This window comes from Rhizobium sp. S96 (assembly GCF_030382195.1).
Lineage (GTDB): Bacteria > Pseudomonadota > Alphaproteobacteria > Rhizobiales > Rhizobiaceae > Rhizobium.
In genome coordinates this window covers 103,986-124,231 of the sequence record NZ_JAUDRY010000002.1, presented here as the reverse complement: position 1 = coordinate 124,231, position 20,246 = coordinate 103,986, and the positions used below count along the sequence as shown (strand labels likewise).

The window sequence follows — 20,246 nt, the reverse complement described above, 5'->3', positions numbered from 1 at the left end:
GATTATGCGGACACCATGCATCAACGTATGCTCTATCGATCAGGCCATCGGCCTCTGTGTCGGCTGCGGTCGGACCCTCCAGGAAATCGGAGACTGGATCACATTGTCGGATGACGAGCGCAACCGGCTGATGCTCATCCTGCCCACCCGCCTCCCGGCGCAGCAGACCTTTGCCGGGGGCAGCAGGCAAGGGAACTTGAACGCGGAGCAGACTGCATGACGCGCTTGACCGTCGCTCTCGGTGTCCTCGGATTTGGCTTGGCGCTCCTGCTCTTCAGCAATGACGACAATCGCCTGTTCGGCATGCGAACAGACGACTTCGGCCGTGTCGTCTACCTGCTGCCGATTGCCCTGATGCTGGCCGCCGGAATATGGGCGCGTCGGATCAGCCTCGGCGAGACGATGCGCAACCTGCTGATATGGCTTGTCCTCATCCTCGGTCTTGCGACGGCCTACGTCTACCGCCAGGAAACCCTTGGCGTCGGCAATCGCCTGCTTGCTGGGCTCATCCCCGGCCGCGCCTTCGTGGTCACGACAAGCGAGGGTGGTGAAGAGGTCATTCTTCACAAGCTCCTGAACGGCCACTTCGAGGCGGTAGTCTCCGTCAACGGCCAGCGGATATCGATGCTCGTCGATACGGGTGCCAGCATGGTCGCCCTCTCCCGCGAGGACGCCGAACGCGTCGGTATCATTCCCGAGAACCTAGATTATTCCATGAGCGTCATGACCGCGAACGGACGCGCACGCGCCGCGCCCGTCACCCTCTCCGAAGTCGCGATCGGCCCGATCGTTCGCAACAATGTTGCGGCCAGCGTCGCCGAAGACGGAAAACTCGACCAAAGCCTGCTCGGCATGAGCTTCCTCGAGACGCTGGGCTCGCTCCAGATGCAGACGGACGAGTTGCGGCTCCGGGACTAGGCCTTAGTCCGACAGCGGCAGGAGCAATGCGACCCGGACGCCGGGCCGGTTGTCTTCCAGCGACAACTCCGCGAAATGCAGGTCGGAGATCGCCCTGACAAGGCTGAGCCCCAATCCGCTGCCAGGAGTCGTCCGGCTCTTGTCGAGCCTGTAGAGCCGACGGAAGACCTTTTCCCGCTCGTGCGCGGGGATGCCCGGTCCGCTATCGGTCACCGTTGCCAGCGCCGCGCCGCCTTCGATCTCGAGCCCGAGCTGTATGGCCGTCCCCGGTGGACAGTGGTTGATGGCATTCTCGATCAGGTTGACGAACAGTTGCGTCAGGAGCTCGCGATCGCCCATGACCATGGCGCTCCTGGCGTCCGGGCCGGAGAATTGAAGGCTATGCCCCTCGTCCTCCGCAACATCCGCATAGATCTCCGCCACCGAGGACATAACATCGACGAGGTCGACCGGCTGAAACCGCGTCCTGCGCGTGCCGGCCTCGAGTTGCGATATCCTGAGCAGCGCCTCGAAGGTGGCATTGATCTGGTCGCTTTCGGCGCGCGCCTCCGCGAGCAGGCTTGCGACCGGCTGCCCTCGCTCGTCCTTGTCCGCCGCATCCTCCAGCGTCATCTTCAAGCGATTGAGCGGCGTTTTGAGCTCGTGCGCGATGTCGGCGCTCACCTGCCTCATCCCGTCCACCAGGCCTGAAAGACGGTCGAGCGCGTGGTTGATGTGTTCGGAAACACGGTCGATATCGTCGCCATTTCCCTTCAGGCGAATCCGCGTGGCCAGCTGCCCGTTCGACACGTCCTCCATCGTCCGCGCGACGGCATCAAGTCGACCTTGAGCCCGCGCGGCGACAAACATCGCACCAGCGAACGCGATGACGACGATCAGCCCGGCGCTCCATCCCAGGCTGATCAGCAGTATATTGGCGAGGCGATCCCTCTCACTGAAACTCTGACCGACGACAAGTCGATTGCCGCCGACGATGCCCACCCGCGCGCGATACTTCTTGTTGCCGGGAAGGCCAAGATCGTCGGAATCGACGTCCCACAGTCCTTCCGACAGCGCAGGCGGCGCCAAGTTGCCCGCAAGGCGCTTGCCACTCGCATCCGCCAGGGAAAACACCCCGCGGCCTGCTCCATGCAGGCTGGCATAGGTATTGACCGCAGCAATCAGGTCTTCGGCGTCGTTCTGCGAGAAGGTCGAGGCAACCGCAAGATAGGTCGCGTTGACGGACTCATCGAGCTGCCGCGTCAACCCGCGTTCCAGTGTCCGATAGGTGATGACCCCGGCGACGAAGAATGCGGCGATGAACAGCAGGCCGAATGTCAGAGCGAGCCGGAACGGCGTGCTGCGAAGAAGATTAGCGCGGGGCATGCAGGCTGTAGCCGGTGTTTCTGACCGTGTGCAGCAACTGGATATCAAAGGGCTTATCAACCTTCGCCCTGAGCCGGCTGATATGTGTCTCCACCACGCTCGTCTTCGGATCGAAGTGGAAATCCCACACCCGCTCGAGCAGCATGGTACGTGTCAACACCCGCCCCTCGCCCCGCATCAGGACCTCGAGCAGCGTGAATTCCCGCGGTTGCAGTTCAATGGGCTGTCCTGCACGCGTCGCCTGCCTGCGGATGAGATCGAGTTCCAGGTCGGCAACCCGCAGCACCGTCTTCTGCTCCTGCACGGGCGGCCGGCGCGCCAGCGCGTTTGCGCGGGCGAGAAGCTCGGAAAAGGCGAAAGGCTTGACCAGATAGTCGTCGCCACCAGCCTCCAGCCCGTCGACACGATCATCGACGCCGCCGATCGAGGTCAGGAACAATGCCGGAATGCCGACCCGCGCGGCGCGCAGCGCACGTACCAGCGACAGGCCGTCGAGCCCCGGCAGCATCCGGTCGACGACAACCACGTCGTAGGCTTCGCGGCTCGCCTGAAAAAGGCCGTCGCGACCGTCATGAACGACGTCGCAGACATGGCCCGCCTCCGCGAAGCCCTTCGCCACATAGTCGGTCGTCTTTCGGTCGTCCTCGACCAACAGTATCCGCATTCGCTACCGTTCGCTCCGCTCGCCTGGCAATTTCACGTTAGCTGATTTTCGCGAAGACGCCAGCGCCGGGCCGCAACCTTACGAAACGGTATGTTTCCAGCAAAGCCAGCGTATGGTCATGCCTCTAACCTGTCTGACATGGCCAACAGTGCCAGGTCAGTCCAAGGAGTAGATCATGCGAACCATCGTTGCCGCCGGAATTCTGAGCTCAGTCGTGGCATTGGGCTTCATTGTCGTTGCCCTCCCTGCGCACGCTGCCGCCCCCTGCGAAGACATGCTGAAGGAAATGCGTGCCACCAAGGCCTCGGCCAAACTCAACGATGCCGACGCAAAGGCGGTGGAAGCGCTCGAAACCAAGGCCATCGAACGCTGCAATGCCGATGATGACACCCGCTCCGACAAGTTTCTTGCAGACGCCATGAAGATCATGGGCAAGTGACAAGCGCTGGAGTAGAGCGAATGACACGACCTGTCTTTCCGTTCGGTGCGCGTGCAAACCGCGTGCCCGAGGCGACCTTTGATTTCTGGCTGATCAAGCTGATGGCCGTGACCATGGGCGAAACGGCAGCCGACTACCTGGCCGTCAATCTCGGCCTGGGCCTGACCGTGACATCAGTGATCATGACCGCCGTACTTGTGGTCGCCATCACCCTTCAGTTCACACGCAAGCGCTATATCCCCTGGGTCTATTGGCTGGCAGTCGTCCTGATCAGTATCGTCGGCACGCTGGTGACCGACAATCTCGTCGACAATTTCGGCGTCCCGCTCGAAGTCACAACCATCGTCTTCACCGTCGCCCTGATCCTGACGTTCCTGATCTGGCACCGGCTTGAGGGAACGCTCTCCATCCACACGATCTACACCGACCGGCGCGAAACCTTCTATTGGCTGGCAATCCTGTTCACCTTCGCGCTCGGAACTGCCGCGGGCGACTGGATCGCCGAAACGCTTGATGTCGGCTATCTCGCGACCGCTGCACTCTTCGTCCTTGTCGTCGGCATCATTGCGCTCGGCTACTTCGCAGGCAGGATCAACGGCATCCTCGCCTTCTGGCTCGCCTACATCTTCACCCGACCGCTCGGAGCGTCCTTCGGCGATCTCCTGGCCCAGCCGCTGGAGTATGGCGGGCTCGGATTTGGCACGATCTACACCAGCCTCCTGTTCCTGGGCGCCATCGTTGTCATCGTCATCTACATGACGCTCAACGGCGGCTCCATGGACGATGGAGAAATCGCCGGCACGAAATAGGCTAGTTCCTCAGCCGGTAACCGGTTCTGAAGATCCAGCCGAGCGTGCCGAGGCAGATCGCCAGAAAGAAGGTGATCATGCCGAGGCTGACCAGCGGATTGACGTCGGCGATCCCGAAGAAGCTCCAGCGAAAGCCGCTCACGAGATAGAGCACCGGATTGAAATGGCTGACCGCCTGCCAGAAGGGCGGCAGCATGTTGATCGAATAGAAGCTGCCGCCAAGGAACGTCAGCGGCGGGACGACCAGCATCGGGATCAGGTTCAACTGCTCGAAGTTCGCGGCCCAGATGCCGATCATGAAGCCGAAAAGGCTGAAGGTGATCGCCGTGAGCAGGAAGAACAGCGCCATCATGAATGGATGCTCGATCCTCACGTCCACGAAGATGTTGGCCGTCAGCAGGATGATGACGCCGATCATCAGCCCCTTCGTCGCCGCCGCCCCGACATAGCCAAGCAGGATCTCGGTCATGGCGACCGGCGCGGACAGCACCTCGTAGATCGTCCCGGTGAATTTCGGGAAATAGATGCCGAAGGAACCGTTGCTGATGCACTGGCCAAGCAGGGTCAGCATGATCAGCCCTGGCGTAATGAAGGCGCCGTAGGGAACGCCATCGACCTCCTGGATACGCGAACCGACGGCAGCGCCGAACACGATGAAATAGAGCGATGTCGAAATGACCGGCGAGACGACACTTTGCAGCAGTGTGCGGCGCGTGCGCGCCATCTCGAAGAAATAGATGGACTTGATGGCCTCGAAGTTCATTTCGCTCCTCCCACGAGCGCCACGAAGATATCTTCCAGCGAACTCTGCTGCGTCGACAGATCCTTGAAGTGGATGTCCTCTTGGCCAAGCCGCGTCAGCAGCGACGCGATGCTCTCCTGCTCGTTCTGGGCGTCGAACTCGTAGATCAGCCGGTTGCCGTCGGCGGCCAGCGAGAGCCCGTTCCCGACGAAGCTCTCCGGCAGCGCCTCGAGTGGTTTGGTCAACTCCAGGATCAGCTGCTTGCGGCCGAGCTTGGCCATCAGCGCCTTCTTTTCCTCGACCAGCAGCAGTTGACCGCCATTGATCACGCCGACGCGATCGGCAATCTCCTCGGCCTCTTCGATATAATGCGTCGTCAGGATGATCGTAACGCCGGCCTGCCGGAGCTTCTCGACGACCTGCCACATGTCCTTGCGCAACGCGACGTCGACGCCCGCCGTCGGCTCATCAAGAAACAGGATGTCCGGTTCATGCGACAGCGCCTTGGCGATCAGCACGCGCCGCTTCATGCCGCCCGAAAGCTGGCGCAGCATGTTGTCCTTCTTGTCCCAGAGTGACAGGTCGCGAAGGACCTTCTCGATGTGGGCCGGGTTCGGCTTCTTGCCGTGCAGGCCACGCGAAAAGCTCACTGTGTTCCAGACCGTTTCGAACTGGTCGGTCGTCAACTCCTGCGGAACGAGGCCGATCATCGATCGGGTTGCACGGAAGTCCCTGACCACGTCGTGGCCCCCGACCATCACCTGCCCTCCGCTCGGATTGGCAATACCGCAGACGATCGAGATCATCGTCGTCTTGCCGGCGCCGTTGGGTCCAAGCAGCGCCAGGATCTCGCCTTTCTCGACATCGAGATCGATGCCCTTCAGCGCCTGGAAACCATTGGCATAGGTTTTGGTGAGATTGCGGATCGAAATGATGGGGGCCATTCAGGGCTCGTGCAAATTCGCGGGCGTTTTGTGCCGCTATATAGCCGCTTTGGAGACGTTTGACATCCCGCCGGCTGTGAACAGAGCATTCATTTCCTCGAAAACGGGCATCCGCGAAAAAGAGCACAGCTTGGCGCCACGTCATCAGGCGGTGACATTTCCAAGGCATAACATCGGCGGGCCGACGCCACGCTCCCTCCCGCCGCACCCCTTGGGGAGCCGTGCAGGTGATCTCGTTGCACCTCGTCTGCGGCCCCAAGGCAAAGCAGCGCGGCATCCGCGCATTATCAAGGCGCCGGAAGCTGGCCAGCACCCGGTCGCATGTGCCTCGCCGGCCTTCGCGCCGGCGCTTTTGTTAGGTCTCGGGAGAGATCAGTCGCAATAGACCTTGCCGCTCTGGCGCGATCTCAGGTCGAAATGGAAGTGGTTCCAGTGCTCCGGATTGCTGCCGGGGCCGAGAACAGTGTTGAAGTACCGGCAGCTGTCGCTGCGAACCGCCTGCAACAGGCGCCCTTCGCGGAAGGAGAACAGCCCCTTCTTGCGCACGTCGATCTCATGGCCGCTTTTCAGCACGAACTTGCCCACGTCGATCGCATTGCCGTGCGCATGCTCGGACATCGGATTGTATTTCTGCCGGCTGTTGTTCATGCGCCGGCAGCTGTAGCCGCCAAGAGGCTCGATGGTCTTGATGCCGGACCAGTAGCGAAAGCGTGCCGACGGCGCGAGTTCGTTCTTCACCCACTTGGCAAAGGCAAGTGTCACCTGGCAATTCAGGACAACGGCGGGCCTGACCCCGATATTGCCGGAAAGCCCCTGCAGCGAGATGGGATATGGCACCTGGCAGGCCGGCCCCTGCGAAATCGGCGGCTTGTCGGTATAGACGACGCCCATTCGCTTCAGCTCACGGCGACACGCCAACTCGGACGCCGGCATGACGCCGGGATCGACGGGAGCAGGTCGGCTCATCATCGGATTGCTGGGACGCAGCATGGCAACCTGCGTCTCATTTTCCTCCGGCACGCGCGACGGAGCCACAACGGGCCTGCCATCACTCCAGACGCGAGACTCGCTCACAACAGCCTCGCTCGCAGGCTGCGCGACGCGCGCGCGATTGAGCTGAGTCGGATTGTCCGTGCCGATGCCATCGACGACAGGCTGGTCGGATTGTCCTTCGGCGATCTGCTGCTGTTCTTCCTGCGCCAAGCCGGTCACCGGCTCGGCGCCGAGTTCGGCATCCATGTTGACGCCGCCCTCGGGCACGGCAAGTGCCTGGGTGCCACCCCAGTTCTGCGGTTGCCCCTGAAGCTGCCCGGCCGCGCCCCGCGCGCCAGCGGCGGCCTGATCGCTGTCCATACGCGGGAGCCCGCCTGGTTGACCGGTGCGTGCCGAATGTCCGGTCCCTGCGAGGTTCGGCGTATCCAGATAGTCGATCGATTGCTGGGTACCACTCACCGGCTGGCTGGAGACGGGATAGGCCTGCCGGGTTTCGACTGGCTGGGCGGAGACCGGCGCGGCATAGCGCTTGGGTGGCGAAATGGAGCTGACCTTCGTGCCATGATCCACTTCGCCGGGCGGAATGAGCCCATCCGTCGAGCACGTCGTCAGTGCAGTCGATAGCAGCACAGGCAGCACATAACGCCGCAGAATGGAAACAAACGCCATACCAAAATCGCTTCCGCAGAACGGCAGTCATCAAAGAAGTTCAATTGAAATTTAGTAAAAAACGGTGAACGAAAGCTTACCTCGAAGCCCTCGCGATCCACGGTCGAGAAATCGCAGGCCCGCCCCGGGCTCCCGAAAGAGCCACGTTCAGCCGCCGCGACAGGCTCGTCGATGCAGCAGACCAACCTCTGACTAGGCGCCGATTTTCGCCGATCGATAGGCATCGATAATCGCCTCGGCGGCGAGCGCCACCTCGGCCGTATCCGTCTGAAAATTGGTGACAGACAGGCGCATGACCTGCGTGCCACGCCAGGTCGCGCCGCCGGCAAAGATCCGGCCGTCACGCTGGATTGCCGCGATCGTCCGTGTCGTCAACTCGTCGCCCTGCCCCGGCCAGCGCTCATCCTCGAACCGCACAACGATCTGGTTCAGCACCACGTCGTTGGCGATGACCACACCCGGCTCCCTTGCCAGCTTCTGGGCCAGCTCACTTGCCGCGTCGCAGGAGCGGTCGACCATGGCTTCGATGCCGGTGCGACCGAGATGCTTGATCATGGCCCACGTCGCAAAACCGCGCGCACGCCGCGACAGCTCGGGCACATAATGCGAGGGATCCCGCTCGCCTTCGGCCGCCAGAGGCAGGTAGCTCGCGGCAATGGTCATGGCGCGGCGGTGGGCGAGTTCGTTGCGCACGATCGCGTAGCCGCAGTCGTAGGGCGTCTGCAGCCACTTGTGGCCGTCGGTGGCCCAGCTGTCCGCGAGCGCAACGTCGGCCGTCACATGACGGCGTTTGGCGCATGACTGCGCCCACAGACCGAAGGCGCCATCGACATGCACCCAGGCACCGGCGGAATGCGCCAGCGGAATGAGGACCGAGAAGTCATCGAAAGCGCCGGTATTGATCTGCCCGGCCTGAAGGATGACGATGCATGGCCCCTGGACGGCGGCGATCGCCTGCGAAAAGGCAGAAACGGCGATGCGACCGTGGTCGTCAGTCGGCAGTCTGACGACCCTGTCATGACCGAGCCCCAGAAACTGCAATGCGGAAAACACGGTCGTATGCGCGTCGTCACCAATGAGGACCGTGATCGGCGGCGCGCCGAACAGTCCGTGCGCGTCGACGTCCCAGTTCGCCCGACGCAGCACCTCACCGCGAGCGGCGGCAAGGCAGGTGAAATTGGCGAGCGTCGCGCCGGTCACGAAACCGACAGAGCTCTGCGCAGGCAGGCCAAGGATATCGAGCAGCCACCGCGCAGCAATGCCCTCGACCGCCGCGGCGGAGGGAGTTGCCGTGTGGTTGCCGGCGTTCTGGCCCCACGCGCTCGTCAGAAAATCGGCGGCGACGCCCATGGGATGGGAGCCCCCGATCACCCAGCCGAAGAAGCGCGGCCCCGTCATCCGATGAAGGCCGGGCTCGGCCCTGGCGACAAGATCGTCCAGGACCTCGACCATCGCCGTTGGTGCTGGAGGAACATCTTCACTGAAGGCCGCGACCGCGGCGGAATAGTCCAGCGTCGGCCTGTGCGGCAGATTGCCGATCGGCTCCCGAAACCGGGCAGCGTGATCGGCGGCTCGCGAAAAAAGATCCTTCGTACCCACGGCATCTGCCTCCCCGGCGAAGCCGGGCTAACCGACGCCTCGCGCACCTGATGTCGGACTGCGAATGCTTGAAGAACTGAAGGATAGCCGCAACAGCGATTCAGCGCCAGCTGGACAATAAGTGTAGGAAGCCACAGGGGCGGAAGGAAGCCTCAGGCGAGCTGCTGCGAAGAACTGGCCGGCGGCGTCAGCTGACGTGGCGCAAGCCGGAAACCGCGGGCGTAGCACCCTTGGCGATCACGCTCCGGTCGGCCTTGCCATAGAGCTCGTTCATGATCTTTGCCACTTCGACGGCATAGCCCTCGGTCAAGCCGAAGAGCACCTGACCGCCAAAGGTCGCCGGTTCTTCGGTGTGATTGTCCCAGACCGTCCAGGTATCGAGTGGATCGCAAATGACGTCGTAACGAGGATTCAAGCTATTCATGATGATACTACTGCCTTGACTATCTCACTCGCATACGTGGTGCACTCTTAACGCGGCCTTGCGCCGCCATCTCAGTTCATGCAGGCCATTTCTTGTATTTCGACGCGCAGTGATCGCTGCGCGGCGCACTCACGCGGCCGACGAGCCCTTATCGAGGCGGAAGGCTACCCGTCATGATCCGGTCGGTTTTATTAAGTTCCATCTGTGGCCAGTTGGATGCCGCCTCGGTCGCAGGACGACTGCCGATCGCAAGAATTGTGATCAGGCCGGCCACGATGGCAGAAAGAAGCAAGCCGCTATAGGTCATTGTTCGAGCCTCAAAGATGTGGTTTCCCAGCCACTGATGCGCAAACTGCAACGGGACCCTAAACGAAAACATAAGGAATATGGTTAACCCACAGCATATTCCCATTTACGGACGCAATATCCGGGCCAAAATCAGTCATGCCCCTCGATCGAGGCGGATTGCGCCTCGAAATATCGCTTCAGATCATCGATCCGGGCGGGCTCGACCTGGGGGGCCGTAACGGCAACCCAGCCGTCGATATAGTGCTGTGGCGCGTAGACATGGCCGTACCCCATCGGTGATGTCGTGGCGATCGCCATGTCGAACAGCAGCTGCAGCATGGTCAGCGCCGGGAACCATCTGAGGCTCGGCGTCACATCGGGGCCGCGCGGCCGCCGCATCCACTCCGGCTCGCGATAGAATGCCTTCTCGTCGAAAAAGGTCACCGCATCGCTCGCATATTGCAGGTAAACGATACGGATCGGTCCCCACGTCGCACCGGGAATGTCGAGCGCGTTGTTCTGGTTGGTGAAGCGAATGATCGAACTGTCCCTAAACTTCGGCAGCCATGCCGGCGACTGCGGGTCGCGCGCCGCCGTCACCGCCTGCCATGTCACGCTCTCGAAGGGAGGGCCGCTCCAGAGCGCGCCCTGGAAGGGATCGGCGACGATATCGAATATGTCAGCCGAGATCTGCGAGTTCAGCGCTCCCAGGCTCAGCCCGTGCAGGTAGAGTTTCGGGCGCTTGTCGCGAGGCAGTGTGGTCCAGTAGCCGTAGACTTCGCGAAAGAGCGCCTTGGCCGATTCAGCCCCGTACTCCGGCTCGACGAGCAGCGACAGCCAGCTCGTCAGATAGGAATACTGCATGGCCACGCTCGCGATATCGCCGTGATGCAGATATTCGACCGTATCCATCGCGGCCGGGTCGACCCATCCCGTACCGGTGGGCACGATAATGACCAGTAGCGACCGGTCGAAGGCGCCCTGCCGCTTCAGTTCCTGCAGCGCGAGCTTTGCCCGCGCCTCAATGGTATCGGCATTGTTCAGGCCCACATAGACGCGGATCGGGTCGCGCGCCTGTTCCTTCCAGAAGGAACCGATCGTCGCTGCGGTCGGACCCGAGGCAATGAAATGACGGCCCTGCCGTCCGAGCCCGGTCCAGCTAATCGGCGATGCCGTACTGCCGGTCTTGCCGGGATCGGCCGGCGCAGGAACGTCGTCTTCCAGCATCGCATCGATCTTCTGAAAGGAAGAATCCGCCAGGTGCAGCGCCGTGCGAAGCAAAACGCCTTCGACGATCGACCAGAAGAGGAAGATCGCAATCGCTGCCCCGATGACATTGGACACCCGCCGGGGAATGAAGCGCGCCAACCAGCCGGAGATCCGCAGCACCGTGTACCGGAAGAGCCGCCCGAGAAACACGGCCGCGAGAAACACCAGAGCCGCGACCGCCACGAGCTTGAAGGGATCGGCGCTGTCCACGCGTTCCATATGCCAGAGATCACGGATCGAGTTCTGCCAGCCAGCCGCCTGCCAGAGGAAGATCACCGACACGATCACGCCGCAGACATAGACAGCGGCCCTTAGCGCCACCGGTACCGTGCGCGCTGCCGGAAGCTCCAGATAGCCCCACAACCACACGAGCGCGACGCCGAACATATAGCCGACAGCACCAGCAAGCCCCGACAACGCCCCCTGCACGAGAAACGACCGTGGCATCAGGCTGGGCGTCAGCGAGGCCGCAAAAAATGCAAACCCCAACACCAGACCGACCACCGATAGGGAGGCAATCAGATTCGAAAGCAGGCGCCGCATGCCATTCTCCCCTCAACATATCGAACTCAGTCAATTCCCGGCAACAATTCCGTTGCCATTCCCGCGTCCGGCTAGTGCAGGCCGAGGAAAACGAACGGTTTGGCGTCCTTGAAGTCCTTGGTCGCGTCACCGGAATAGGTGTGGTCCTGGTTTTCTCCGAGATCCAGGCGCTTTACTGTCCCGGTCTCCTTGGAAAAGTCGATGCTCTTCAGATCGACCCAAAAGGTGTTTGGCGTCAGCGCCGACTCGAAGAAGTAGAGCTTGCGCTTGTGATCGAAGACCGTGCGCCATCTCGTCGAGGAAATATTCGGCTGGTCCGGCGTGGTGATGCCGTACGGCACGGAAGCATTGCGGATCACGCTGAAGACGCTCGCCAGCGCCCGGTTAGGATCTTCATCCTTCGGAATCGCATTGACGTAGAACGACGCGCGGGCAAAGCGGTCCGATGCCCTGTTCGTCCCCGGTAGCATTACCGTGCCGCCGATCTGCTTCCAGTAGCTGTTCAGGGCCAGCTGTTCGTCGAAGATCGGCGAATTCGTCATCACCTGGTACTTGCGGTCATGGTGGATGACCTGCTTGCCCTTGATATATTCGACGATCGCGCTGTCGCCGCTCGCGTCCGACATCGAAAGATGCAGCGTCGTCAGCCGATTTTCGCCGGGTACATTGTCGGTGACGATGGTGAATGGCTCTTTCTCGAGCGCATCGACAGCCTCCTTGACGGTGGCAAAATTGTCCAGGACATACTGACCCCAGGCCGCGATCGTAAGGCCCGGCCGGCTCTGCTTGTCGAAGTGCGGATATTCGGATTCGACCAGCCAGAGCAGGTTGACGTTCAACCCGGCTTCGTTGACGCCATCGGTCGTGGAAACATCATAGCCCGTCGCCGCGACGCTCCCATATTTGGCCGTCCAGGCGATTGAATTGGGACCCGCCTCGCCGCTGCGCGCCATACCGCGCGGCAGAATGTAGAGATTGGTCGCCACGTCGTTCTTCCAATCCATGGAGCGTGCCGTGATGACGTTGTCGTTCGGGCCCAGGTAGACGAGCCGCGTGCAGGCCTCCGCTGCCGTTTGCCCGAAGACCAGCATGGAGCCCAGCGCGAGCGATACCAGGGAGCGCGTGATGGATTTCCTGACGAAGAACATGACCAATCTCCATGTCGTGATTGTCGTGACCTAGAACCGCATAGATAGTCCAAGTACCGGCCCGTGCTGGCTTACATCCCAGCGAAACTTGTTCGCGCCGGTAAAGTCGTCGTTCTCATAATCCTGATACAAGAGCCGATACCCTGCCCTGAGGATCGTCGGATGCCCCATCAGCATGGTCCGATAGCCGAGATAGGCTTGCGCGTTGACGCTGATCTTCGAACCGACGTCGAAGCCGCCGACGTCAGCTTCAGCGACCACGTTCCACCGTTCGGTCAGGTCGGCGTTCACTCTCAGGCCGACAAACGGGTCTGTCCAGTCGGCACTTTTTGTCGTCTTCAGCCCGAATGCCTCGACATCGGCCTTCAGCTCCGTCCAGCGCAGGCCTATGGTCGGCTCGATCGACACCGTCTGTGGCTTTCCGAAAACGGTGTTCCCACCGAGCTGCCATTCATAGGCCTTGTAGAAGGCCCCCGCCGACAAGGTTGTCGTCGTGATATCGAGGCCGATCTCATGGGCGAGAACCTGCTCGTCCTGACTTGTCTGCACGTACTGGCCATCGAAGTAGACGCCCCACTGGCCGTTCGTGATCTCGACGTTGCCCATGGCAACGAAATCGAGATGATCGAATATCTCCGAGAATGGCACGTCGACATTCGTGTCGAAGCCCGCAAGAGACGCTTTACCCTTGAGCGATGCCGCCCAGACATAGGGGCTGACGATGACGGCCCATTCGCGCTCCGGCGCGATTCGCTCCTGATCGAAGTCAGCAGCATCAACGGTGCATGTTGTGAATAGAATGGAAGCAAAGGCGAACAGGAGAAGCACGATGTCGTGCAAGCCGCGTCTCGAAACCGACATCCATACCCTCATCGAATGACAGGGGTGGAGCTTACTATGCGAAGATTGAAATTCAAGCAGTACTGGTAAAATCCGTGGGACGGTTGCAAAGCCGCCCCACGGGGACAATTCGCCCTACGCCGCGCGCGTCAGATGCTGGCGGGCCACCCGGGCGTCCTTCAGCCTGAAATTCGACAGCAGCCCGCGCAGCTGATCGCTTTCCTGCGCCAGCGTCTGGCTTGCCGCGGTCGTTTCCTCGACCATGGCCGCGTTCTGCTGCGTCATCTGGTCCATGTGATTGACGGAGGTGTTGATCTCGTTGAGGCCGGTCGCCTGCTCGCGGGCAGCCGTTGCGATCGAGCTGACGTGGTTGTTGACGCGATTGACCAGTTCCTCGATCTCAACCAGCGCCTCCCCGGTCGAGCGAACGAGCGTCACCCCGCCTTCGACCTCGCGTGCCGAATTGCCAATCAGGCTCTTGATCTCCTTGGCGGCATTGGCGGAGCGTTGTGCAAGCTCGCGAACTTCCTGCGCGACGACGGCAAATCCGCGTCCCGCTTCACCGGCGCGCGCAGCCTCGACGCCGGCGTTGAGCGCCAGCAGGTTCGTCTGGAAAGCGATCTCGTCGATGACGCCGATGATCTGGCCGATCCGGTTGGAAGCGTCCTCGATCCGGTTCATCGCCGCAACGGCGTCGCGGACGATCTCGCCGGACTTGCCGGTGCTGGCCTTGGTTTCGGACACCATTTCGCGCGCTTCGCTCGCCCGCTCCGATGCGGTCTTCACTGTCGCCGTGATCTCGTCGAGTGCCGCGGCGGTTTCCTCGAGCGCCGCAGCCTGCTGCTCGGTGCGCTTCGACAGGTTGTTGGTCGCCTCGCTGATATTGCCGGCGCTGTCGTTGACGATCCGGGTCGATTCCGCGATCGCCTGGATAACGCCGTTGAGGGCCTCTACCGCCGAGTTAAAGTCGGACCGGAGCTTGCCGTAGTCCGCGCCAATGTCGTCGATTGAAACCGTCAGGTCGCCGGCAGCAAGCCGCTCAAGTCCAGCGCCCAGCGCCTGAATGGCGAAGGTCTGCCGGTCGGCGGCTGTACGCCAGCTCGCCTCATTGCCGCGGCGTTCGTCCTCGATCTGCTTTTGCTGCTGGCTTTCGCGGTCGCGCATGGCAGAGCGCTCATGAACGGAATCACGCAGCACCAGAAGTGATTTCGCCATCGCGCCGACCTCGTCGCGGCGATCGTGATCGACGATCTCGGCGTCCCGTTCATCGGCGATCGCGTTCATGGCAGCCTTCAACCGTGCGATCGGCAAGGTCACGCTACGCACGATCGCAAACGCCACGGACAGGATGACGATGGCGCCGACAACGCAGACGATCGCGGCCCACAACGCGTTCTGGCGGTAGAGCGCGGCCAAGTCATCAGCATAAACGCCAGTGCCAACCACCCAGCCCCACGGCTCGAAGCCGACGACGTGGGAATACTTCAGCACAGGCTCGGCAGCACCAGGCTTCGGCCAGTAATAGTCGACAAAGCCCTCGCCGCTCTTCTTCACGGTATTGACGAACTCGACGAAGATGAACTTTCCGTTCGGATCCTTGTTCTGCGAGAGATCCGTGCCGTTCAGCTCCGGCTTGATCGGATGCATGATCATCGTCGGATGCATGTCGTTGATCCAGAGATAGCCACTGCCGCCGTAGCGCATGGCGGAAACGACTTCCTTTGCAGCCGTTTGCGCCTGCTCGCGTGTCATCGCGCCCGACTGCTCCAGCTTGTAGTATTTCTGGAAGATGCCGATCGCCGTCGCATCCATCTGCGCAAGGCCGTGGCGCCGTTCGTCCTCGAGCTTGGCATGAGAGTAGTTGAGGAAGAAACCAATCGTCAGAACCAGAATGACAAGAGCCAGACTAACGAGCGTGTAAAGGCGTGTGGAAATCTTGACGTTGCGCATGAGTATCCGTCGGATGCTGTTTTGATAATCATCAAGTATTGCTTCGGCGACTTACCGGACGGTGAATATCGATTAGGAGAAACTTACATAACGCTACGTCAATTGCACCTTCAAGAGAGGTGGCGGACGACTAAGAAATTGAATGGAAAGAATTTTCGGCGGAAGAATATAATTTCGGCGCGGCCTCCGGTGCGCCTTTTCCGGCGCTTTTAGGAACAGGGTCTTTGGTTTAGGCTTGCCGTGAATCGACAATGGCAATGCAACACACAGGAAGTCCCATGGCTGAACCCACCAAACCGACCGGCACCTTGACCCTGCGCACCGTCGCAATGCCCGCCGATGCCAATCCGGCTGGCGACATCTTCGGCGGCTGGGTCATGGCGCAGATGGACCTTGCGTCCGGCATCTGTGCCTCCGAGCGGGCCAAGGCTCGCGTGGTGACCGCTGCCGTCAAGGAAATGGCCTTCGCCCTGCCCGTGAAGATCGGTGATACGCTATCGGTCTACACCCAGATCGAACGCGTCGGGCGGACCTCGATCACGCTTTCGGTCGAAGCATGGGCGACGCGGGCGCGCTACAACGACATGCTGCGCGTAACTGCCGGAACCTTCATCATGGTCGCACTCGACGAAAAAGGGCAGCCGACGCCCGTACCGGCTGAGTAACGGATGGAGCAAGTCGCGTCACCCGAAGTCTTTCTCCATATCAAGGTCGTTATGGGGATGGTGCTTTCGTTGAGCCTTGCTCGCCTTCTCACCGGGCTCGCCGGTATCGTCCAGCATCCCGGGAAGAACAAGGTCTACCCCGTCCACCTGGGGTGGGCGCTGTCTCTGTTCCTGTTCATCATCCATATCTGGTGGTGGGAATATCGCCTGCAGGCCGTCCCCGTCCTGCATTTCGGAATCTACCTGTTCCTGGTCTGCTTCTGCAGCCTGTTCTTCCTGCTTTGCAGCCTGCTCTTTCCGGCGTCCCTCGACGACTACGGCGGCTACGAGGAATATTTCATCTCGCGCCGCCGCTGGTTCTTTGGCCTGCTCGCGCTCACCTACGCGGTCGACATCATCGACACGGCCATCAAGGACCAGGATCATATTCAGTCGCTAGGCTGGGAGTTTCCAGCCCGCAACATCGTCTACATTCTGCTTTGCGTCATCGCTGCCTGGACCGCCAACCGGCGGTTCCACGCGATCTTCGTGACGCTGAACCTGATCTACCAGATCAGCTTCATCTTCCGGCTCTACGACGTGCTGGGCTGACAACCGGCGGCGAGGCGACGAAAGCCTCAGCCGCGGAAGATGAAGGACGCGCCCACGGCGATCAGGGCAAAGCCGATCGCATGGTTCCAGGTCAGGCTTTCACCGAGCCAGAAGACGGAGAACCCGGAGAAGACGATCAGTGTGATCACTTCCTGCATCGTCTTCAGCTGCGCGGTCGAATAGACCTCGGAGCCGATACGATTTGCCGGCACCGCCAGGCAATATTCGAAGAATGCGATCGCCCAACTGACGACGATGGCGATGAAGATCGCCGAACTCTTGTGCTTCAGGTGGCCGTACCAGGCAAAGGTCATGAAGACGTTGGAGGCAAGGAGCATGACAACCGGCCAGATGGCGGCAGGATTGAGGGCAAATGGCATGGATGATTCCCGAGAGTTGGAGCTGGCGCCACCATGTAACGCCAAATCCAAAGGCTTCAAGTCGTTGGTTGCTTCCGCTCGGCGCGGAAGCAACCCTTAGATCCTGAGGAACTGCGATCCCTTGTCGAAGCTGACGCCTGGAAAGATCTTGCTGGTGAGATCGCCGGCCGTCACATCGAACTGCCGGTAGAGGGCAGCGGCCGCAAGTTCCCTGATATCTGCGGTCGGCGCCAGGTCGCGTGCATCGAGCAACTGCTGGTCATTGAGCCCCGGCCATCGGCCCAGGATACGACCGCCGTTGATGCCGCCGCCAGCGAGCACGGCACAGCCTCCGGTGCCATGATCAGTGCCACCGGAGCCGTTCTCGCGCACGGTCCGGCCGAACTCGGTCATTGCCAGCACCACCGTCTTAGACCAGATGTCGGCGCCCAGCGTTGCCTTCAACGTATTGATCGCCTGCGCGAGCTCCTGGACCGGCCGCTTGAACTGCTCGATCTGTCCGGCATGGGTGTCCCAGCCGCTAATGGAAAAACTTGCGATCCGGTAGTCGCCCTTCAACATGCCGCCGGCAAAGGTCGCAACCTCCACAACGCCTTTGCCGCGCATCCCATCCGGCTCCGCGCTCATCGAGGCGGCGTTGGCGCGCGTGGCTTCCGCCATTGCGCTCGCAAAGGCGGGATCCCCGGCATAGAGGCGCTTCAGGAACTGCATCTCGTCCTTCGCCGGATCAAGACCGGAATCGGACGCCCAGACATCGACATTGTTCGGCCCCGACAGGATGAGTTCCGTCGTCGTGTTGATATCGATCGCCCGGCGCGCATCGGAGCGCGGGATCACCGCGAGCGCGCGGTTGAGCCAACCGGTCTTTTCCTCCGAGACGTGCTCGCCGCCTGACTCCAGCATGTCCTGCCCGTCGAAATGGCTGCGCTGGTCGCGGTAAGGCGTCGACACGGCATGAACGAAAGCCAGTTCCTTGTTCTTCCAGAGAGGCAGAAGATCGGCCGCTTCCGGATGCAACCCGAAATGCCCATCGAGATCGAACAGGCCGGCATCGGGCGTGAGAGCGAGCGTCGGGCGAAGCGCCGCAAAGCCGGTCTCGCCATAGGGCTGCACGAGGTCCAGCCCGTCCATGGCGCCGCGCAGCACGATCGTCACGAAGCGATTGTCGCCGGGCATGGCCGCGAAGGTGACCGGCGTGAAGATCGGCGCGGCCGCCACGCAGCAGGCCGAGGCGAGAAAGCTGCGGCGGGAAAGCACGAGATTTGTCATGGCCAGGCTCCTATCGACGATTGAATTCCGGCGACGCCAACGCGAGCATCAAACCGCTGATCTTGCTGGGCGCCTGGCTGACCACGCGGATGGTGTCGTCGCGCGCGGCATCCGCAAGCGTTGCCTTCAGAAACTCCCGTGGATCCAACCCCTGCCCGAATTGAGCCGAGGCCCGGCGCGCCCAGCGAAGCCGCTCTGCCAGCTGGCTCGCGGTGATCCAGACCGAGAAGGACTCCTCGAACCCGGCCGGGCTCGGGGGCTCCCACATCGGCTGGCCCATGCGACGCAATGCGCCCTGCCCGATCGCCATCATGGTTTGCGTCGCCTTGCGTGTCTTCGCCGCCGCCGGAGCGTCGTCCGTCATCGCCTGAGTGTCGGTTGCGTCGTCGTTGCCGTAGGCCTGAAAGAAGCTGCCGACATCACCATCGCCGCCCTCGTCGTTCAGCGCCCGTAGGCCCGCGACCACGAAATCGAAAGGCTGCCGCGCCTTCGAGCCGGGATTTGCCCAGGCGGCGGGATGATCGAGCATCGCTGCATAGATCGAGGTCAGGTCGCCATCGGTCCGCTTCCACGCCGCCGTCATGGCCGCGATGATGTCATCGGGCGGTTGGTCTGAGATGAAATGGACAACGAGCTTGCGGCAGATGTGCTGTGCCGTTTTCGGGTTCGCGGCGAGGTCATCGAGCAAGGAGAGAAAATCCCGCGGCGACCTGCGCACGCTGCCGTAATTCACGCCCAGAACCTTTTGTGAGCCTGGCTCTGATATGCTCGGCTGGAACACCATGTCGACGTCCAGCCGATCCGTCGTCAGTCCGGTCAGCACCATTGCCGCCGCCCTAACATCGGCCTGCGTATATCCACTGCCGGCGCCAAGCGTATGCAGCTCCAGTAGCTCGCGTCCGAGGTTTTCGTTCAAGCCCTTCTTCTTGCTGAGCCCGCCGGCGGAATCCGGACCGAGCGACAAGACCTGATCGAGGTAGATCAGCATGGCCGGATGTTCCGTGGCACTTCTCAACAGATCCGCAAAACGCCCATTGATGTGCGGACGAATGGCTTCTGCCTCATAGAGCGGGACGACCAGCCGCATCTGTAGGCTCTTGCTGGCGCTCGTCGCGAAGTGATTGGTCCAGAAGGTCGCAAGACGCTCGTGAAAACCGTTTGGAGACAGCACGGCCTGCAGAAGCCGCGCATTCAAGTCCTGTTTGAAACTGTGCTCAACGCTCTTCTGTAGAACATCGCGGCGCTGCCGCCGCGTTGGGCCGTCCGCAACGCGACGCAGATCGTGCAGCCCTTGCTGGAGATCGGCGATTTGCTTGCGCCGCGCCTCGATCCCGCCGACCGGGAATCTGGGCGGTGATTGCCCAACGGCCTTCAACTGACCGAGCAAGTCGTTATTGCCCTGAACCGGCGCCTCGCCGGGCCGCAGGCCATAACCGAAGCGGATGGCCGCCATGGTGGGAACGGAAAGGCTCATCGGTTGTCACCTCCATATCCTTGGATGGCAACAAGCTCTCAGCAAACCTGTCGAAAATTGCGGCAATTTCGGAACATGGACAATTTGTAATTCTTCCGCGATTTCATACCGTTAACGGCCCACGAAAGAGACCCTGTCGCCGGTTTGCGCGGTCGAGAAAACAATGCACAATTTGTGATTGCGTGCGATTTGTATCAATCACCACGGATATATGCATTTGATAGATCCGCCTGGGAGAATGCGGCCGTTGCATGTCTCGACGC

Annotated in this window: 20 protein-coding genes; 6 read left to right on the top strand and 14 right to left on the bottom strand. The window is 61.4% G+C overall.

Annotated elements, in window-relative coordinates; genetic code table 11:
- Positions 1–4: 4 nt before the first annotated feature.
- Entirely contained in the window at positions 5–220 is a 216-nt protein-coding gene (locus QTL94_RS00730; protein WP_065693971.1) for a DUF1289 domain-containing protein, read from the top strand.
- Entirely contained in the window at positions 217–918 is a 702-nt protein-coding gene (locus QTL94_RS00725) for a TIGR02281 family clan AA aspartic protease (RefSeq protein WP_065693972.1), read from the top strand. Before QTL94_RS00730 ends, QTL94_RS00725 begins: the two co-directional genes overlap by 4 nt.
- Before the next feature lie 3 nt (positions 919–921).
- On the opposite strand, the gene QTL94_RS00720 is transcribed toward QTL94_RS00725, so the two are convergent.
- Positions 922–2,283 carry a HAMP domain-containing sensor histidine kinase gene (locus QTL94_RS00720; RefSeq protein WP_289800262.1) on the bottom strand — a complete coding sequence of 454 codons (1,362 nt, stop codon included), beginning with the start codon at positions 2,281–2,283 and terminating at the stop codon, positions 922–924.
- A complete protein-coding gene (locus QTL94_RS00715) occupies positions 2,270–2,947 on the bottom strand; it encodes a winged helix-turn-helix domain-containing protein (RefSeq protein ID WP_289800261.1) in 678 nt (225 codons plus the stop codon). The genes QTL94_RS00720 and QTL94_RS00715 overlap by 14 nt, the downstream gene beginning before the upstream one ends.
- Before the next feature lie 175 nt (positions 2,948–3,122).
- On the opposite strand from QTL94_RS00715, the gene QTL94_RS00710 reads away from it, so the two are divergent.
- The gene (locus QTL94_RS00710; RefSeq protein ID WP_065693975.1) at positions 3,123–3,386 is read left to right on the top strand and encodes a hypothetical protein; all 264 of its coding nucleotides are present in this window, start codon (positions 3,123–3,125) and stop codon (positions 3,384–3,386) included.
- A gap of 20 nt (positions 3,387–3,406) precedes the next feature.
- Positions 3,407–4,195, top strand: a complete 789-nt coding sequence (locus tag QTL94_RS00705; RefSeq protein WP_289800260.1) for a COG4705 family protein — start codon at positions 3,407–3,409, stop codon at positions 4,193–4,195.
- A 1-nt stretch (position 4,196) separates the two neighbouring features.
- On the opposite strand, the gene QTL94_RS00700 is transcribed toward QTL94_RS00705, so the two are convergent.
- The 9 genes from QTL94_RS00700 to QTL94_RS00660 form a co-directional block, all read right to left on the bottom strand.
- Complete coding sequence (locus QTL94_RS00700) at positions 4,197–4,958, bottom strand: ABC transporter permease (protein WP_289800259.1); 762 nt, start codon at positions 4,956–4,958, stop codon at positions 4,197–4,199.
- Positions 4,955–5,881, bottom strand: a complete 927-nt coding sequence (locus QTL94_RS00695) for an ABC transporter ATP-binding protein (RefSeq protein ID WP_289800258.1) — start codon at positions 5,879–5,881, stop codon at positions 4,955–4,957. Before QTL94_RS00695 ends, QTL94_RS00700 begins: the two co-directional genes overlap by 4 nt.
- A gap of 372 nt (positions 5,882–6,253) precedes the next feature.
- Positions 6,254–7,543: an extensin-like domain-containing protein gene (locus tag QTL94_RS00690; RefSeq protein WP_289800257.1), complete on the bottom strand. Its 1,290-nt coding sequence runs from the start codon at positions 7,541–7,543 to the stop codon at positions 6,254–6,256.
- A gap of 192 nt (positions 7,544–7,735) precedes the next feature.
- The gene (locus tag QTL94_RS00685; protein WP_289800256.1) at positions 7,736–9,142 is read right to left on the bottom strand and encodes a pyridoxal phosphate-dependent decarboxylase family protein; all 1,407 of its coding nucleotides are present in this window, start codon (positions 9,140–9,142) and stop codon (positions 7,736–7,738) included.
- Between the two features lie 187 nt (positions 9,143–9,329).
- Complete coding sequence (locus QTL94_RS00680) at positions 9,330–9,566, bottom strand: hypothetical protein (protein WP_065693981.1); 237 nt, start codon at positions 9,564–9,566, stop codon at positions 9,330–9,332.
- 438 nt (positions 9,567–10,004) lie between these two features.
- Positions 10,005–11,666: an alpha/beta hydrolase gene (locus QTL94_RS00675; protein ID WP_289800255.1), complete on the bottom strand. Its 1,662-nt coding sequence runs from the start codon at positions 11,664–11,666 to the stop codon at positions 10,005–10,007.
- Positions 11,667–11,737: 71 nt separating this feature from the next.
- Entirely contained in the window at positions 11,738–12,757 is a 1,020-nt protein-coding gene (locus QTL94_RS00670) for a linear amide C-N hydrolase (RefSeq protein ID WP_289800299.1), read from the bottom strand.
- Between the two features lie 87 nt (positions 12,758–12,844).
- The gene (locus QTL94_RS00665; protein ID WP_502944088.1) at positions 12,845–13,654 is read right to left on the bottom strand and encodes a hypothetical protein; all 810 of its coding nucleotides are present in this window, start codon (positions 13,652–13,654) and stop codon (positions 12,845–12,847) included.
- Positions 13,655–13,789: 135 nt separating this feature from the next.
- Entirely contained in the window at positions 13,790–15,604 is a 1,815-nt protein-coding gene (locus QTL94_RS00660; RefSeq protein WP_289800253.1) for a methyl-accepting chemotaxis protein, read from the bottom strand.
- A 278-nt stretch (positions 15,605–15,882) separates the two neighbouring features.
- On the opposite strand from QTL94_RS00660, the gene QTL94_RS00655 reads away from it, so the two are divergent.
- Both QTL94_RS00655 and QTL94_RS00650 read left to right on the top strand, forming a co-directional pair.
- Positions 15,883–16,269, top strand: a complete 387-nt coding sequence (locus tag QTL94_RS00655; RefSeq protein ID WP_065693986.1) for an acyl-CoA thioesterase — start codon at positions 15,883–15,885, stop codon at positions 16,267–16,269.
- 3 nt (positions 16,270–16,272) lie between these two features.
- Positions 16,273–16,860 carry a hypothetical protein gene (locus QTL94_RS00650; protein ID WP_065693987.1) on the top strand — a complete coding sequence of 196 codons (588 nt, stop codon included), beginning with the start codon at positions 16,273–16,275 and terminating at the stop codon, positions 16,858–16,860.
- A 26-nt stretch (positions 16,861–16,886) separates the two neighbouring features.
- Here QTL94_RS00650 and QTL94_RS00645 read toward each other — a convergent pair whose 3' ends face one another.
- From QTL94_RS00645 to QTL94_RS00635, 3 genes are all read right to left on the bottom strand, one after another.
- Positions 16,887–17,240 carry a DMT family protein gene (locus QTL94_RS00645; RefSeq protein ID WP_065693988.1) on the bottom strand — a complete coding sequence of 118 codons (354 nt, stop codon included), beginning with the start codon at positions 17,238–17,240 and terminating at the stop codon, positions 16,887–16,889.
- Positions 17,241–17,336: 96 nt separating this feature from the next.
- Positions 17,337–18,509 carry a DUF1501 domain-containing protein gene (locus QTL94_RS00640; protein WP_289800252.1) on the bottom strand — a complete coding sequence of 391 codons (1,173 nt, stop codon included), beginning with the start codon at positions 18,507–18,509 and terminating at the stop codon, positions 17,337–17,339.
- 10 nt (positions 18,510–18,519) lie between these two features.
- Positions 18,520–19,983 (bottom strand): DUF1800 domain-containing protein, encoded by a 1,464-nt coding sequence (locus QTL94_RS00635; RefSeq protein ID WP_289800251.1) that lies wholly within the window; start codon positions 19,981–19,983, stop codon positions 18,520–18,522.
- Positions 19,984–20,246 lie beyond the last annotated feature (263 nt).